Origin of the sequence: Hymenobacter aerophilus DSM 13606, from assembly GCF_000382225.1 — a bacterium.
GTDB classification, from domain to species: Bacteria; Bacteroidota; Bacteroidia; order Cytophagales; family Hymenobacteraceae; genus Hymenobacter; species Hymenobacter aerophilus.
Window position 1 is genome coordinate 234,814 of sequence record NZ_KB907800.1, and the last position, 13,929, is coordinate 248,742.

At 62.1% G+C, this 13,929-nt stretch carries 14 protein-coding genes; 11 read left to right on the forward strand and 3 right to left on the reverse strand.

Annotated features, from left to right (window positions below; translation table 11 throughout):
- Positions 1-125: 125 nt before the first annotated feature.
- Complete coding sequence (locus H145_RS0101130; RefSeq protein WP_019946293.1) at positions 126-602, reverse strand: hypothetical protein; 477 nt, start codon at positions 600-602, stop codon at positions 126-128.
- 176 nt (positions 603-778) lie between these two features.
- Complete coding sequence (gene mscL / locus H145_RS0101135; RefSeq protein ID WP_019946294.1) at positions 779-1,204, reverse strand: large conductance mechanosensitive channel protein MscL; 426 nt, start codon at positions 1,202-1,204, stop codon at positions 779-781.
- Positions 1,205-1,441: 237 nt separating this feature from the next.
- On the opposite strand from mscL, the gene H145_RS0101140 reads away from it, so the two are divergent.
- The 8 genes from H145_RS0101140 to H145_RS0101175 all read left to right on the forward strand — a co-directional run bounded on the left by H145_RS0101140 (position 1,442) and on the right by H145_RS0101175 (position 9,999).
- A complete protein-coding gene (locus tag H145_RS0101140) occupies positions 1,442-2,233 on the forward strand; it encodes an enoyl-CoA hydratase-related protein (protein ID WP_019946295.1) in 792 nt (263 codons plus the stop codon).
- A gap of 119 nt (positions 2,234-2,352) precedes the next feature.
- Entirely contained in the window at positions 2,353-3,861 is a 1,509-nt protein-coding gene (locus H145_RS0101145) for a lipopolysaccharide biosynthesis protein (protein WP_019946296.1), read from the forward strand.
- 31 nt (positions 3,862-3,892) lie between these two features.
- Entirely contained in the window at positions 3,893-4,222 is a 330-nt protein-coding gene (locus H145_RS0101150; RefSeq protein ID WP_019946297.1) for a DMT family transporter, read from the forward strand.
- 64 nt (positions 4,223-4,286) lie between these two features.
- Positions 4,287-4,721 carry a dUTP diphosphatase gene (dut, locus tag H145_RS0101155; protein ID WP_019946298.1) on the forward strand — a complete coding sequence of 145 codons (435 nt, stop codon included), beginning with the start codon at positions 4,287-4,289 and terminating at the stop codon, positions 4,719-4,721.
- 130 nt (positions 4,722-4,851) lie between these two features.
- Positions 4,852-5,865: a sugar phosphate nucleotidyltransferase gene (locus tag H145_RS0101160; RefSeq protein ID WP_019946299.1), complete on the forward strand. Its 1,014-nt coding sequence runs from the start codon at positions 4,852-4,854 to the stop codon at positions 5,863-5,865.
- Positions 5,866-6,058: 193 nt separating this feature from the next.
- Positions 6,059-7,885, forward strand: coding sequence for a tetratricopeptide repeat protein (locus H145_RS0101165; RefSeq protein ID WP_169513144.1), 1,827 nt, complete (start codon positions 6,059-6,061; stop codon positions 7,883-7,885).
- The gene (locus H145_RS0101170) at positions 7,878-8,648 is read left to right on the forward strand and encodes a DUF4292 domain-containing protein (RefSeq protein ID WP_019946301.1); all 771 of its coding nucleotides are present in this window, start codon (positions 7,878-7,880) and stop codon (positions 8,646-8,648) included. The genes H145_RS0101165 and H145_RS0101170 overlap by 8 nt, the downstream gene beginning before the upstream one ends.
- The gene (locus tag H145_RS0101175) at positions 8,632-9,999 is read left to right on the forward strand and encodes a murein hydrolase activator EnvC family protein (RefSeq protein WP_026351174.1); all 1,368 of its coding nucleotides are present in this window, start codon (positions 8,632-8,634) and stop codon (positions 9,997-9,999) included. Before H145_RS0101170 ends, H145_RS0101175 begins: the two co-directional genes overlap by 17 nt.
- A 456-nt stretch (positions 10,000-10,455) precedes the next feature.
- Here the strand turns inward: H145_RS0101175 and H145_RS22340 are convergent, their stop codons facing one another.
- The gene (locus H145_RS22340) at positions 10,456-11,412 is read right to left on the reverse strand and encodes a GAF domain-containing DNA-binding protein (RefSeq protein WP_019946303.1); all 957 of its coding nucleotides are present in this window, start codon (positions 11,410-11,412) and stop codon (positions 10,456-10,458) included.
- Between the two features lie 311 nt (positions 11,413-11,723).
- On the opposite strand from H145_RS22340, the gene H145_RS0101185 reads away from it, so the two are divergent.
- The 3 genes from H145_RS0101185 (at position 11,724) to gatA (ending at position 13,916) form a co-directional block, all read left to right on the forward strand.
- Positions 11,724-11,957: a twin-arginine translocase TatA/TatE family subunit gene (locus H145_RS0101185; protein WP_019946304.1), complete on the forward strand. Its 234-nt coding sequence runs from the start codon at positions 11,724-11,726 to the stop codon at positions 11,955-11,957.
- Positions 11,958-11,969: 12 nt separating this feature from the next.
- The gene (locus tag H145_RS24915) at positions 11,970-12,350 is read left to right on the forward strand and encodes a Sec-independent protein translocase subunit TatA/TatB (RefSeq protein ID WP_083937630.1); all 381 of its coding nucleotides are present in this window, start codon (positions 11,970-11,972) and stop codon (positions 12,348-12,350) included.
- A gap of 135 nt (positions 12,351-12,485) precedes the next feature.
- Positions 12,486-13,916, forward strand: coding sequence for an Asp-tRNA(Asn)/Glu-tRNA(Gln) amidotransferase subunit GatA (gene gatA, locus H145_RS0101195; protein WP_026351176.1), 1,431 nt, complete (start codon positions 12,486-12,488; stop codon positions 13,914-13,916).
- Positions 13,917-13,929 lie beyond the last annotated feature (13 nt).

Sequence of the window (13,929 nt, forward strand, 5' to 3'; positions counted from 1 at the left end):
GCTAGAGCAAAGCGAAAGCCCTTAGAACATTAGAACGACCGTAGCAACGACTCGTTCTAATGTTCTAAGGGCTTTCGCTTTGCTCTAGCGGTCAGGCTTGCAGCTTGTAGCTTACGGCTTGCAGCTCAGAAGAATAGGAAGTGCTTTTTGCGGCCGCGGTTGTGGCGCTGCTTATCGGTCATGGGCTTGCCTTTGGGGTTGACGTAGCCGGCCGGCCGGGTGGCGCCGCGCTTGGGCGGCTTGGCCCCCACGCGCTTGTCGCGGTATTTGCGCACCGTGAAGCCCCCCGTGCCCCGGTCGTACTGCCGGTCGGGGCCGGCGCCGCGGCTCAGGCTGGAGTTGCCCCCGCCCGAACGGGCTTCCAGCAGTTCCTGCTGCTGATCGAGTTTGCTTTCCTCGGCGTTCATACTCATGCGGCGCTGCATGTTGGCCACATCGTCGACCGAGGCTTTGCCGCGCTTGCGGGCCTGCTTCTGGGTTGCCTGCCGGGCCTGCGCCTCTTCGCGGGTCTGGCCGTCGAGCACGGCGGTTTGGGCGTGGGCGGCCGGGGCAGTGGCCCAGCTGGCGGCAGCCAGAGCCAATACGGAAAACAGTTTCTTCATTAAAGGAGCAAAAACGGCGGTGGTGGGAGTGTGTCAAACGAACTGGCCACCAACTAAGTTAGTTCAAAGCCCATAAAAACCAGCGCGTCAGTCCAACCCGCGGGCACCCCAAAGCCGGCGCCGGTTGCCCGTGGGCAGCCAGCGCCGGCTTTGGGGTGCCTGGGCGCACGCGGGGCTTAAGCCCGGTTGCGCAGCGCGTCGCGGATTTCGGCCAGCAGCTGCTGGTCTTTGGTGGGCAGCGGGTCGGCTACGGGCACCACTTCCTGGGGCTTCTTGTAGCGGTTGGCAATTTTCACGAGCCAGAAGATGGCGAAGGCCATCAGCAGGAAGGTAATGACGGCGTTCATGAACAGGCCGTAGTTGATGGTGGCCGCCTGCGCCGCCTTGGCCGCTTCGAGCGTGGGGTAGGTTTTGCCGTCGAGCGAGAGGTACCACTCCTTGAAGTCGAGGCCGCCGGTGAGCAGCGTCAGGATGGGCATCAGGATGTCGTCGGTGAGGGACGTGACGATTTTGCCGAAGGCCCCGCCGATGATAACGCCGACAGCCAGGTCGAGCACATTGCCTTTGGAGATAAACTCTTTGAATTCGGAGACGAAGCCCATACGCGCAAGGGGTTGAGGGTGAAGAGAAGAGATGCGGCCGGAAGATAGAACTTTCTCTATTTACAAGCCCGCCGCGGCGTGGCGGCCACCCGAAGGTCTGGTTTTGCGGCCGCAGTGCGCGGGCCTTTTCGCTCAATGGCGTCTCTGAGGCGTTGGGCCGGCCCACCTGCCCAACGGAGCGGGCCATTTCGTTCTATCTTTGGCCCCTGTATCAGCCCTTTTTTCCCTCCCACCGCCATGCCGACTTCCTTCGCCACTCTGCTCTACGACCTTGATGCCGCCTCCGGCATTGCCACCATCACCGTCAACCGCCCCGACAAGCTCAACGCCCTCAACGCGGCCACCATCGAGGATATCGGCCACGCCTTCCGCCAGGCCCAGGACGACAAGCAGGTGCGCGGCATTCTGCTGACGGGCAGTGGCGAAAAGGCTTTCGTGGCCGGTGCCGACATTGCTGAACTCTCGAAGCTCGACGTGCTGGCGGCCCGCAAAGCCGCCGAGCGGGGCCAGGAAATCTTCTGCCGCATCGAGGAAAGCCACAAGCCCGTGCTGGCCGCCGTAAATGGCTTTGCGCTGGGCGGCGGCTGCGAACTGGCCATGGCCTGCCACCTGCGGGTAGCCTCCGAGAATGCCCGCTTCGGCCAGCCCGAAGTGAACCTGGGCCTGATTCCGGGCTACGGCGGCACCCAGCGCCTGGCCCAGCTGGTGGGCAAGGGCAAGGCCATCGAACTGCTGCTGACGGCCGACATGGTGAAGGCCGACGAGGCTTTGCGCCTGGGCCTCGTCAACCACGTGGTGCCCCAGGCCGAGCTGCTCGATTTCTGCCGCCAGCTGCTGACGCGCATTCTGGGCAAGGCCCCGCTGGCCGTGGGCCTGTGCCTCGATTCGGTGAATGCCTACTACGACCAGCAGCGCCACGGCTACCAGACCGAAGCCCAGGGTTTCGCCCGCTGCTTCGCCTCCGACGACTTCAAAGAAGGCACCACCGCTTTCCTCGAAAAACGCCCCGCGGCCTTTACAGGGAATTAGTAATTGATAATTAAGAATTAATAATTCTCAGGAGCTGAGGGGCAGTAGTGCAAATTCCCACCTCCCGGAATCGTGCGGTAATTTTTAATTACTAATTATCAATTACTAATTAAAAACAGATGGGTTTAGCGAAGAAGCTGGCATCCCAGACGGCTATTTATGGGGTGAGCAGCATTGTGGGCCGGGTGGTCAACTTTCTGCTGGTGCCCGTGTACACGGCCCGTTTCGCGGCAGCCGAATACGGCATCGTGACGGGGCTGTTTGCTTACGTGTCGTTTCTGAACGTGGTGTTCACCTACGGGATGGAAACCACGTATTTCCGCTTCGCCAACCGCCCCGGCACCGACCCGCGGGAGCTCTACGACCGCTCGCTGACCATGTTGCTCATCAGCAGCGTGGGCCTGACGCTGCTGCTGCTGCTGCTGGCCCGCCCGCTGATGGGCCTGCTGGGTTTGCCGCCCGGCCACGAGCAGTACGCTTACTGGATTGCTGCCATTCTGGGCCTCGATGCACTGGCAGCCCTGCCCTTCGCCCGCCTGCGCCTCGAAAACAAAGCCCGTAAGTTTGCCGCCATCCGGCTGGCCAATATTGCCCTCAACGTGGGGCTGAACCTGTTTTTTATCGTTGTCTGCCCCGATATTCTGGCCGGCAAGTACCTGTCGGCGCTGCAGCCGCTGGTGCGGGCGGTGTACAATTCCGGCATCGGGGTGGGCTACGTGTTCATCTCGAACGTGGCGGCCAGCGCCTTCACGCTCCTGCTGCTGGGCCGCGAGCTGACCGACTTCCGTTTCCGTCTGAACCTGGCGCCGTTGCGGCCCCTGCTGAAGTACGCCTACCCCATTATGCTGATGGGTCTGGCCGGCATGGTCAACGAAACGCTCGACCGGATTCTGCTGCCCATGTGGCTGCCCGAGAACTTCTACCCCGGCCAGAGCAGCCTGACGGCGGTGGGCATCTACGGGGCCTGTTACAAGCTCAGCATCTTGATGAGCCTCGTCATTCAGGCCTTCAAGTACGCCGCCGAGCCGTTCTTCTTCGCCCAGAGCACCGACCAGAACTCGCCCCGCACGTTCGCCCTGGTGCTCAAGTGGTTCACGCTATGCTGCGCCATACTGTTTGTGGGCGTAAGCGTGAACCTTGACCTCGTGGCCAAGGTGTTCCTGCACGGGCGCGAGTACTTGCAGGGACTAGCCGTGGTGCCGGTGCTGCTGCTGGCCAACCTGTTTCTGGGCGTCTACTGGAACCTATCGGTGTGGTTCAAGCTCACCGACAAAACGTATTACGGCACATACATCAGCTTTGGCGGGGCCGTGCTCACCGTGGCCCTCAACTTCCTGCTGATACCGGTGCTGGGCTACATGGGTTCGGCGCTGGCCACGCTGGCCTGCTACTTTATGATGGCCGCGCTGTGCTGGTGGCTGGGCGAGCGGCACTTCCCGGTGCCCTACCCGGTGGCCCGGCTGCTGGGGTGGCTGCTGGTGGCCGTGGGCGTAGTGGCCGTTGGCTGGTACGTACCACTGTCGGGCACACCAGGCGCCTATGCGTTCCATGCACTTCTGACCCTGGGCTTTGTCGGGTTGGTTGTGGTGGTGGAAAAGCCGCAACGCGCATTCGCGCGTAATGCGTAGCTTGTGCCGTCCCACGCCCCACCCACCCTTTATGAAGTATGTGTTTTTACTTCTTGCCATCCTCTCGGAAGTGGCAGGCACCGTTGCTTTGGAGGCCTCCGCTCAGTTCACTAAACCCTTCTTAAGCTTCCTGACCATCGTTGGTTACGGCCTGGCCCTATACTTTCTGGGCCTCACGCTTCGCACCATGCCAACTGGCATTGCCTACGCCATCTGGTCGGGCGTGGGTACAGTTATGGTAGCTGCCGTGGGCGTTGTGTTCTTTAAGCAGCACCTGGATATGCCATCCATCGTCGGAATGACGCTTATTATTATGGGCGTTCTGGTTATGAACCTGCTTTCGAAAGCAGTACAACACTAAACGGCCTGCTTAGCAAGGCAAAAATCGGCCGGGTCATGCAACGGCAAGTTCCTACCTTTGCCCCATGCAGATTCCCATCATCAACCGCTCGCGCCATCCGTTACCGGCGCGCCAGACGGCCCACGCGGCCGGCCTCGACGTGCGGGCCAACCTCGACGCGCCGGTTACGTTAGGGCCTATGCAACGCGCGCTCATTCCAACGGGCCTGTTTATGGCCATTCCGGTGGGCTACGAGATGCAGGTGCGCCCCCGTAGCGGCCTGGCCTACAAGCACGGCATCGGCCTGGTCAACAGCCCCGGTACCATTGATGCCGACTTCCGTGGCGAGCTGCAGGTGTTGCTCATCAACTTCTCCGACCAGGACTTTGTAGTGCAGGACGGCGAACGGATTGCCCAACTGATAGTAGCCCGTCACGAAGTAGTGGATTGGGAGCCGGTCAAAAAGCTGTCGGAAACCGGCCGCGGTACCGACGGCATCGGCAGCACGGGCTCTGCCTGAATTATGAGTTTTTAATTATGAATTTTCAATTGGCAATACCTCGACATATGTCTTATTTGCCGGTTTGCATTTCGTAATTATCAATTCAAAATTCCTACTTAAAAACTCATACTTAAAAACTCCTTTCCGCATGAAAATTATCGTTCCGATGGCTGGTATGGGCAAGCGCATGCGCCCCCACACGCTCACCGTTCCCAAGCCCCTGATTCCGATTGCCGGCAAACCCATTGTGCACCGTTTGGTAGAAGACATTGCCAAAGTGTGCGCCGAGCCGGTGGAAGAAGTAGCCTTCATTATCGGGCGCAGCTTCGGAAAAGAGGTGGAACAGGACCTCATCAAGATTGCCGAATCGGTGGGCGGCAAGGGCACGATTTGCTACCAGGACGAGGCCCTGGGCACCGCCCACGCCATTCTCTGCGCCCAGTCGGCCCTCGATGGGCACGTGGTGGTGGCCTTCGCCGACACACTCTTCAAGGCCGATTTCACTCTTGACACTTCGGTTGACGGCACCATCTGGGTGCAGCGCGTGGACGACCCCAAGCCCTTCGGCGTGGTGAAGCTCGACGACGCGGGCCAGATTACCGACTTCGTGGAGAAGCCCCAGACGTTTGTTTCGGACCTGGCCATTATCGGCATCTACTACTTCAAGGATGGCGAGTACCTCAAGCGCGAGCTGCAGTACCTGCTCGACAACGACATCAAGGACAAGGGCGAGTTCCAGCTCACCAACGCCCTCGAAAACATGAAAAACAAGGGCACCCAGTTCGTGCCCGGCCGCGTAACTGAGTGGCTCGACTGCGGCAACAAGGACGCCACCGTGTACACCAACCAGCGCTACCTGGAATTTCTGCAGGAGCGCGGCGAAAAGCTCACGGCCGCCTCGGCCAAAACCACCAACTCGGTTATTATCGAGCCGGTGTACCTGGGCGAGAACGTGCAGATTACCAACTCGGTAGTTGGCCCGCACGTATCGGTGGGCGCCGGCACCACCATCACCAACTCGGTGGTTGCCAATAGCATCGTGCAGCAGTCGGCCACCGTGGAGCACGCCAACGTGGCGGGGTCCATGATTGGCTCGCACGCCACGCTCAGCGGCAAGTCGCTGGATTTGAGCGTGGGCGACTACAACACGCTGCGGATGTAATTCTTTCAGCGGTTAGCCCTTTTTAAGCTGTTAGCCATTAGCTGCTAGCTGTTAGCTTTCGTTTAACGGAAAAGCTGACCGTTAGCAGCTAATGGCTAACAGCTTAAAAAGGGCTAACCACTTGAAGAGGCAGGCCGCCGTCCTTTTCTTTATCTTCACGGCGGGCGCTACCTTCGGCCTCCTTGCTTTCTTTATGCCCTCATTCCGCCCGTTGCTGCTACCCCTGCTGTTGAGCCTGCTGCTGGCCGGGCCGGGGTACGCCCAGCGCAAAGCGGCCCCGGCGGCCCGGCCGGCCGACGCCAAACCGGCGGCGGCGCCCGAAAAGCTCAGCCGCAAAGACCGCCGTGAACTGGCCCGCCGCGCCGCCCTCAACGAGGCCACCCGGCAGCCGCGCGAGCTGACGCCCAAGGAGCGCGAAATGAGCGAGGCCTACTTCGTGGACGGCGTGCGCTACGTGCTGCTCGAAGACTACAACAAAGCGCTGGAGCGCCTGCTGAAAGCCTACGCCCTGAACCCGGGCAACGCGGCCGTCAACTACAAGATTGCCGAGGCCAACCTGCTCAGCGGCAACCTGCAGGACGCCACCAACTTTGGCCGGGCCGCCGTGAAGCTCGCCCCCGAAAACCCCTACTACTACCTGCTGCTGGCCCAGATTTACACTTCGCAGAAGCAGTACGAGGAGGCGACGAAGGTGTACACCGACCTGATCGGGCGGGTGCCCAACTCGGGCTACTACCTCTTCAACCTGGCCGATTTGTACGTGGCCCAGGGCCGGCTTGATGAGGCGCTGACCACCTTCGGGCAGGCCGAGGAGAAGTTCGGGCCGCTCGACGAAATATCGTTCAAGAAGCAGCAGATTTACCTGCGCCAGAACAAGCTCGACCAGGCTTTGCTGGAAGGCGAGTCGCTCATCAAATCGAACCCCGACGAGCCGCGCTACGTGCTGGCCCAGGCCCAGCTGTACGCCTCCAACCGCCGCTTCGACGATGCCGTGCGGGTGGCCAACCAGGCCCTGCGCATCGACCCCGACAACCCGCGCGCCCGCATGATTCTGGCCGAGGTGTACCGCCTGCAGAACAACCGCCCCGAGTCGGAAAGCCAGCTGAAACTGGCGTTTGCGAGCCCCAGCCTGGACATCGACGACAAGGTGCGCATCCTGATTGAGTACCTCAAGCAGCTGCCCAGTCCGGGCCTGAGCGAAACGGCCCGCGAGCTGGCCGCCATTACCGTGCGGGTGCACCCACGCGAGGCCAAGGCGTTTTCGATTGCCGGCGACATTGAAACCGTAACCGGCAACCGCGCCGCCGCCCGCGCCAGCTACCTGCGGGCCATCCGGCTCGACAACTCGCGCTACCAGATCTGGCAGCAGGTGGTGCTGATTGATGCCGAGCTTAACCAGACCGATTCGCTGCTGGTGCACACCGAGCAGGCGCTGGAGCTGTTTCCGAACCAGGCGCCGCTGTGGTTTTACAACGGCGTGGGCCACCAGCTCGAAAAGCAGCCCGCCAAGGCCGTAAAGTCGCTCGAATACGGCCGCAAGCTGGCCACCGACAACCCCGAGCTGCTGGCCCAGTTCGACACCCAGCTGGGCGACGCCTACCACGAGCTGAAGGACTACCCTAAGTCGGACGCGGCCTACGAGGCCGCCCTGACCTTCGACGCCAACAACGCCCAGGCCCTCAATAACTACAGCTACTTTCTGGCCATAAGGCGCGAAAAGCTGGATAAGGCCAAGGAAATGGCGGGCCGGCTGGTGAAACAGTTTCCCGAAAACCCTACCTACCTCGATACCTACGCCTGGGTGCTTTACCAGCTCAAAGACTACGCCGGCGCCCGCCGGGCCCTGGAAACGGCCCTGCGCACCTCCTCCGACGCCACCCTGGTGGAGCACTACGGCGACGTGCTGTTTCAGCTCGGCGACCGGGACCGGGCCGTGGCCGAGTGGCAGCGGGCCAGCCAGAAAGGCGGCGCTTCGGCGCTCATCAACCGCAAAATAAAGGACAAGAAGCTCTATGAATAACCGCCCCGCGCTGCTGCTGAGCGTATTACTGACCCTGCCGCTGCTGCTGGGCAGCTGCACCAAAAAGCTGCTACCCACGGCCTCCCAACCCTCAGCCGCTAACCCGGTGCCCGAGGCCGTGAGGGCGACCAACCTCGACTTTCAGTTCATGACGGCCAAGGGCAAGGCCCAGTTCGGCGACCAGAGCGCCAACATCAACGTGCGTATGCGCAAGGACAGCGCCATTTGGCTGTCGGCGTCGTTGCTGGGCATTGAGGGCGCCCGGCTCTACATCACCCGCGACTCGGTGCAGGTGCTCGACAAGCTGCACCGCGAATACTACTCGGGCGACTTTGCTTACCTGAGCGAGCGGCTGAACGTGCCCATCACCTTCGATATGCTGCAGGCGCTGCTGCTGGGCAACTACCTGGCCCCGCTCAGCTCCGCCACCCAGCCGGCCGTCACCACCGAGGGCAGCGTGCAGCGCGTGCGCTACGAGCAGGCCGGCCTGCTGATTATGCAGCTCGTGGATGTGGCCCAGGGCCGCCCCCGCCAGCTGCTGGTGCAGGATTCGGTGCGCGCCCACCAGCTGACGGTGGACTACGCCGACTTCCGTCCGCTTGAAGGCAGCCCGCAGCCCTTCGCCTTCGAAACCCAAGTGCAGGTGCAGCAGCCCCAGAAGGCCCCTACCCTGCTCACGCTCACGTACCGGGCCGTCGACCTGGACAAGGGCCGGCTGCAATTCCCGTTTTCCGTACCCAAAGGCTATGCGCGCAAGAAGTAAACCCGCTGCGCTGCTGTTGTTGCTGCTGCTGCTGGCGGGGCTAGCCGGCCCCTCGGTGGTGCTGGCGCAGAAAAAGACCCCGGTAGCCAAGAAAAGCAAGGCCCAGCTGGAGCGTGAGCGGCGGGCCAACCTCAAGCGCATCAAGGAAACCAGCCGCATTCTGGCCCAGACCCAGCAGAAAAAGCAGGCTTCGGTGGGCCAGCTCAACGCCATCCAGGAAAAGCTGGTGGTGCAGCAGGGCGTCATCAAAAACATCAGTTCGGAGCTGCGCTACATCGAAACCGATGTGCAGCAGACCGAGGGGCAGGTGCAACAGACCCGCCAGCGCCTGGAGCGCCTCAAGGCCGAGTACGCCCGCCTGATTTACGCGGGCTCGAAAACGGCCAACGGCTACAACCGGCTCATGTTTTTGTTTGCTTCCGAGTCGTTCAACCAGTTTCTGCTGCGCCTGCGCTACATCCGCCAGTACACCGAAGTGCGCCAGGCCCAGGCCGCCCAGATAACCCGCGCCCAACAGCGCCTCGACACCCAGCTGACCGGCCTGCAGCAGCAGCGCCAGCAGAAAGGCTCGTTGCTGAACACCCAGCTTTCGGAGAAGAAAACCCTGACCACGCTCAAAGTGCAGCAGGACCAGGTGATTGTGAAGCTCACGCAGCAGGAAGAAGAGCTGCGCAAGGAGCTGGCCAACCGCCAGCGGGCCGTCAGCCGGCTCGATAACCTGATTGCGCTGCGCGTGCGCGAAGAAATTGCCCGCGCCGCCCGCGAAGCGGCCCGCAAGGCCGCCGCCAAAGCCCGCGCCGCCGAAATGGCCGCCAACGCGGGCCGCAACCCCGGCGCCACCTCGCGCACGTCTGCCACCGCCGCGGCCGAAGACGCCGCCGCCGCCAAGGCCGAGCGCGTCGACCGCGTAACGCTGACGCCCGAAACGGCCAAGCTGGCCGCCTCCTTCACCGACAACCGGGGCCGGCTGCCCTGGCCGGTGGGCAAGGGTTTCATCAGCCAGCGCTTCGGTCGCCACAACCACCCGGTGCTCAAAAACGTGGTGGTGGAGAACCGCGGGGTTGATATCCAGACCAACTCGGGCGAGCCGGTGCGGGCCGTGTTCAGCGGTAAGGTGCTTACGGTGGCCAGCGTGCCGGGCATGGGCAACATCGTGATGGTGCAACATGGCGACTACTTCACGGTGTACGCCAAGCTGCGGCACGTGAGCGTGAGCGAAGGCCAGACCGTAGACGCCCGCCAGACACTGGGCACCGTGAGCACCAACGCCGAGGGCACCTCCGAAGTCCAGTTCCAGGTCTGGCACAACAGCGCCAACCTGAACCCCGAAAACTGGCTCGGCCGGAAGTAGGGATTAGGGATTAGGGATTAGGGATTAGGGATTAGGGATTAGGGAAAGAACGTCATTCTGAGCGAAGCCGGAGGCGTAGTCGAAGAATCTCGCGTGCAATAGTAACTCCTGATAATAGGTTTAGTGCTGCACGCGAGATTCTTCGGCTACGCCTCCGGCTTCGCTCTGAATGACGTTTGTATTTCCTTCTCAACTTACCTTCTCCACCTGCTACCAATAAAAAACCCGGCTCCAAAGGAACCGGGCTTTCCGAGCTATGAAAACAAACTTAGCTACCGGAATCCCTCCGCCGCCAGCAAGCAATTATTGCTAACCGCTGCCGACAGGGCAAACTCCCGATAACCACACGAAAGATACTGGAGGGCATAGGCACCATGCTTCAATTTCGCCCAATCCCGCTTTTCTCTCGGCGAAGGGCGGCATCTGTGCGATTTGGCCGGCCCGTGGCCGGGCGGCTCAGACCAGATTGAGCCGGCTTAGCAGCCCGGCCTTGAAGGAGTTGCCGATGGGCACAGGCAGCAGGCTGGCGCCGCCTTCTGTGCCGCGGTCGGCCTCCACCAGCAGCGCGTCGCTTTCGATGGAGATGATGCGGTCGAGGCGCACAATGTACTTGCGGTGCACCCGGGCGAAGTCGCGGGCCGGCAGCCGGCTTTCCAGATCCTTCATGGTGCTGTAGATGGTGAAGCGCTCCGAGCCGGCGTAGATGTTCACGTAGTCGCCGAGCGCCTCAATGTAGCGGATGGACTCGGTTCTCAGACGCAACAGCTTGTGTTCCTGCTTGATGAAAATTTCGTTCTGGCTTTTGCTGGCGTACAGGTTTTCGGCCGTGTTGTTGGCCAGGCGCAGCAGCCCGTCCAGCTTCAGGCGCTCCTGGTCCAGTTCGAGGCGGGCCCGGCGCAGCTCCAGGTGGGCTACCACCTCACGGGCCAGAATGCCCAGCGCATCGCGCTGGCCGTCGGTGAGGCGGCGCGGCACGGTGTCGATGGCGCAGAGCGTGCCCAGCGCGTCGCCCTCGGGCGTAATGAGCGGACAGCCGGCGTAAAAGCGGATGTTGGGGTCGCCGGTTACCAGGTCGTTGTTTTCGAACAGCGGGTGGCACGAGGCGTCCTCCACTTCATATAAAGTAAAGCCCTGGATGGCCTGCTGACAGAACGCCAATTCGCGCGGGGTGCTGGTGGGCCAGCTCTGGTCGGTGCGGGCCTTGAACCACTGCCGCTCGCCATCGAGCAGCGAAACCAGCGAAATCGGTGTATCGCAGATGACAGAGGCCAGGCGGGCCAGGTCGTCGAAGGCAACCTCCGGCGGGGTGTCCATTATCTCGTAGGACTGCAGGGCCGCCAGCCGGCGCACTTCCTGGGCCCGCGAAAGGCCGGATTTGGTTTGGGGGGTAAAAACCGAATCTTGCAATAACATAGCGTTGCGGTGAAAGATAAAAAGGGCAACTGCCTTTCGGACGTACTAAGTAACACCACAACCCGCATTCTGGCGCGGCCAAACCGTTAAAAGGGCCTTTCTGCCGGATAAACCGGGCGCTTTTCTGGCCGGACTTAACTGCCCGGCATGAAGGCTGCGTGAAAACGGCCGGCCGGCTGTGAGTGGGCCAATAACCCGGGCGGCTGCGGAACTGTTTTTCGAATTATGCGGTACCTTTACCAATCTAGTAGCGTACTAGCTGCGTATACTCTGCTTTGACCTTCTAACCCTGGCCCGCCGGCCTGCTGCATATGACCTTCGCCACCCTCCTGCTCGGAATTGGTAACTTCGGTGGAACCGAAATCCTTCTTATTGGCCTCGCCATCATTCTGCTTTTCGGGGCCAAGCGCATCCCGGAGCTGTTCCGTGGCATGGGCCAGGGCATCCGCGAGTTCAAGGACGCCTCGAAGGAGGAAAAGCCCGAATACCGCGACCGGCCCGTAAACCCGGTAAATCCCAACGACCCGGCCGCGCCCCGTCAATAACCCCTCTCAACTATGCAAACGCCTGTTTTTCTGTTCTTGGGTGACCTCGGTGGTGGTGAGCTGATGCTCATCATGGTGGTTATCCTGATTTTCTTCGGCGCCAACAAGATTCCCGAACTGGCCCGCGGCCTGGGCAAAGGTATCCGCGAGTTCAAGGATGCGTCGCGCGAGATTCGTAGCGAGGTGGAGAATTACGGCCAGCCGGCTCAGCAGCCCTACCAGCAGCAGTTTCAGCCGCAGCAGCAGGGCTACCAGCCCGCCCCGCCGGTGGCCGAGGCCGCGCCCGTACTGGCCCCGCCCATGGACGGTGGCATTGCCCCGGTGGTAACGCCCGAGCCCACGGCGGCAGCCGAGCCCGAGCCGGAGCGCCCCCGCCTCGACCAGCTGAGCTAGTTTCAGCCCCGTTTACCCCAGCCTTATCCGAACCGCCGGCAGCCAAAATCTGCCGGCGGTTCTGTTTTTAGCGGGGCGGGTGCTATTTTCGCGTTTCCGCTCCGCTTGGCGGGCCTCCCCTTTAATTTCTTCGTCTTGAGACGTTTCGATTCCCTTTCCGAAGTGCGCCGCGAGCTTGCCGCCGGCACCGTGTCGTGCCAGCAGCTGGTTGAGCACTACCTCGATAACATTGCCCGGCAGGAAAACCTGAACGCTTTTCTGGAGGTGTGGCCCGAGGAGGCCCGCGCCCAGGCCGCGGCCGTGGATGCCAAGCTGGCCGCCGGCACGGCCGGCAAGCTCGCCGGCATGGTTATCGGCCTGAAAGATGTGCTGGCCTACGAGGGCCACGCCCTGCAAAGCAGCAGCCACATCCTCGACGGCTTCAAGTCGTTGTTCACGGGCACGGCCGTGCAGCGCCTGCTCGACGAAGACGCCATCCTGATTGGTCGCCAGAACTGCGACGAGTTTGCCATGGGCGCCTCCAACGAAACCTCGTACTTCGGCCCCGCCCGCAACGCCCTCGACCCCGACCGGGTGCCCGGTGGCTCGTCGGGCGGCTCGGCCGTGGCCGTGCAGGCCGATATGTGCCTGGCTTCGATTGGCTCCGACACGGGTGGCTCGGTGCGCCAGCCGGCGGCCTTCTGCGGCATCGTGGGCTTCAAACCCACCTACTCGCGCATTTCGCGCTACGGGCTGGTGGCCTACGCCTCGTCGTTCGACCAGATTGGCACGCTTACCCGCTCGGTGGAAGACGCCGCCCTGCTGTTCGAAGTAATGGCCGGCCCCGACCAGTTCGACAGCACCGTGAGCCAGCAGCCGGTGCCCGCCTACAGCCAGGAGCTGACGCCCGCTCCCCAGTACCGCATCGGCTACATCCAGGACTGCCTGGACCGGCCGGGCCTCAACCCCGAAATCAAGCAGGCCACCGAAGCCGCGCTGGAGCAGCTGCGCGGCCAGGGCCACGTGGTGGAAGCGGTGGAATTCCCCTACCTCGACTTCATCGTGCCCACCTACTATATTCTGACCACGGCCGAAGCCAGCTCCAACCTGAGCCGCTACGACGGCGTGAAGTTCGGCTACCGCGCCCCCGACGTCACGGATCTGGAGTCGCTCTACAAGAAAACCCGCTCGCAGGGTTTCGGGCCCGAGGTGCAGCGCCGGATTCTGCTGGGCACCTTCGTGCTGAGCGCCAGCTACTACGACGCCTACTACACCAAGGCCCAGCGGGTGCGCCGGCTCATCAAGGAGAAAACCGACGAGCTGCTGCGCGACTACGACTTTCTGGTGCTGCCCACCACGCCCACCACGGCCTTTAAGATTGGCGACGTAAACAAGGATACGCTGGCCATGTACCTGGCCGATATTTTCACGGTGCAGGCCTCGCTGGCGGGCGTACCGGCCATTTCGGTGCCCAACGGCCTCGACTCGCAGGGCCTGCCCATTGGCCTGCAGATCCTGAGCGGCGCCTTCCGCGAGTCGCAACTGCTGGCCTTCGCCAATTCGCTGGATTTAGCCGTTGGCCAGTAATCACCAAGCTGCT

Bases quoted from the DNA above. Each gene is read 5' to 3' on its own strand.
- dut (WP_019946298.1), top strand. From the start codon at position 4,287: ATGCAGATTCCCATCATCAACCGCTCGCGCCATCCGTTACCGGCGCGC.
- mscL (WP_019946294.1), bottom strand. From the start codon at position 1,204: ATGGGCTTCGTCTCCGAATTCAAAGAGTTTATCTCCAAAGGCAATGTG.
- H145_RS0101160 (WP_019946299.1), top strand. From the start codon at position 4,852: ATGAAAATTATCGTTCCGATGGCTGGTATGGGCAAGCGCATGCGCCCC.
- H145_RS0101130 (WP_019946293.1), bottom strand. From the start codon at position 602: ATGAAGAAACTGTTTTCCGTATTGGCTCTGGCTGCCGCCAGCTGGGCC.
- H145_RS0101170 (WP_019946301.1), top strand. From the start codon at position 7,878: ATGAATAACCGCCCCGCGCTGCTGCTGAGCGTATTACTGACCCTGCCG.
- H145_RS22340 (WP_019946303.1), bottom strand. From the start codon at position 11,412: ATGTTATTGCAAGATTCGGTTTTTACCCCCCAAACCAAATCCGGCCTT.
- H145_RS0101185 (WP_019946304.1), top strand. From the start codon at position 11,724: ATGACCTTCGCCACCCTCCTGCTCGGAATTGGTAACTTCGGTGGAACC.
- H145_RS0101145 (WP_019946296.1), top strand. From the start codon at position 2,353: ATGGGTTTAGCGAAGAAGCTGGCATCCCAGACGGCTATTTATGGGGTG.
- H145_RS24915 (WP_083937630.1), top strand. From the start codon at position 11,970: ATGCAAACGCCTGTTTTTCTGTTCTTGGGTGACCTCGGTGGTGGTGAG.
- H145_RS0101150 (WP_019946297.1), top strand. From the start codon at position 3,893: ATGAAGTATGTGTTTTTACTTCTTGCCATCCTCTCGGAAGTGGCAGGC.
- H145_RS0101140 (WP_019946295.1), top strand. From the start codon at position 1,442: ATGCCGACTTCCTTCGCCACTCTGCTCTACGACCTTGATGCCGCCTCC.
- H145_RS0101165 (WP_169513144.1), top strand. From the start codon at position 6,059: ATGCCCTCATTCCGCCCGTTGCTGCTACCCCTGCTGTTGAGCCTGCTG.
- H145_RS0101175 (WP_026351174.1), top strand. From the start codon at position 8,632: ATGCGCGCAAGAAGTAAACCCGCTGCGCTGCTGTTGTTGCTGCTGCTG.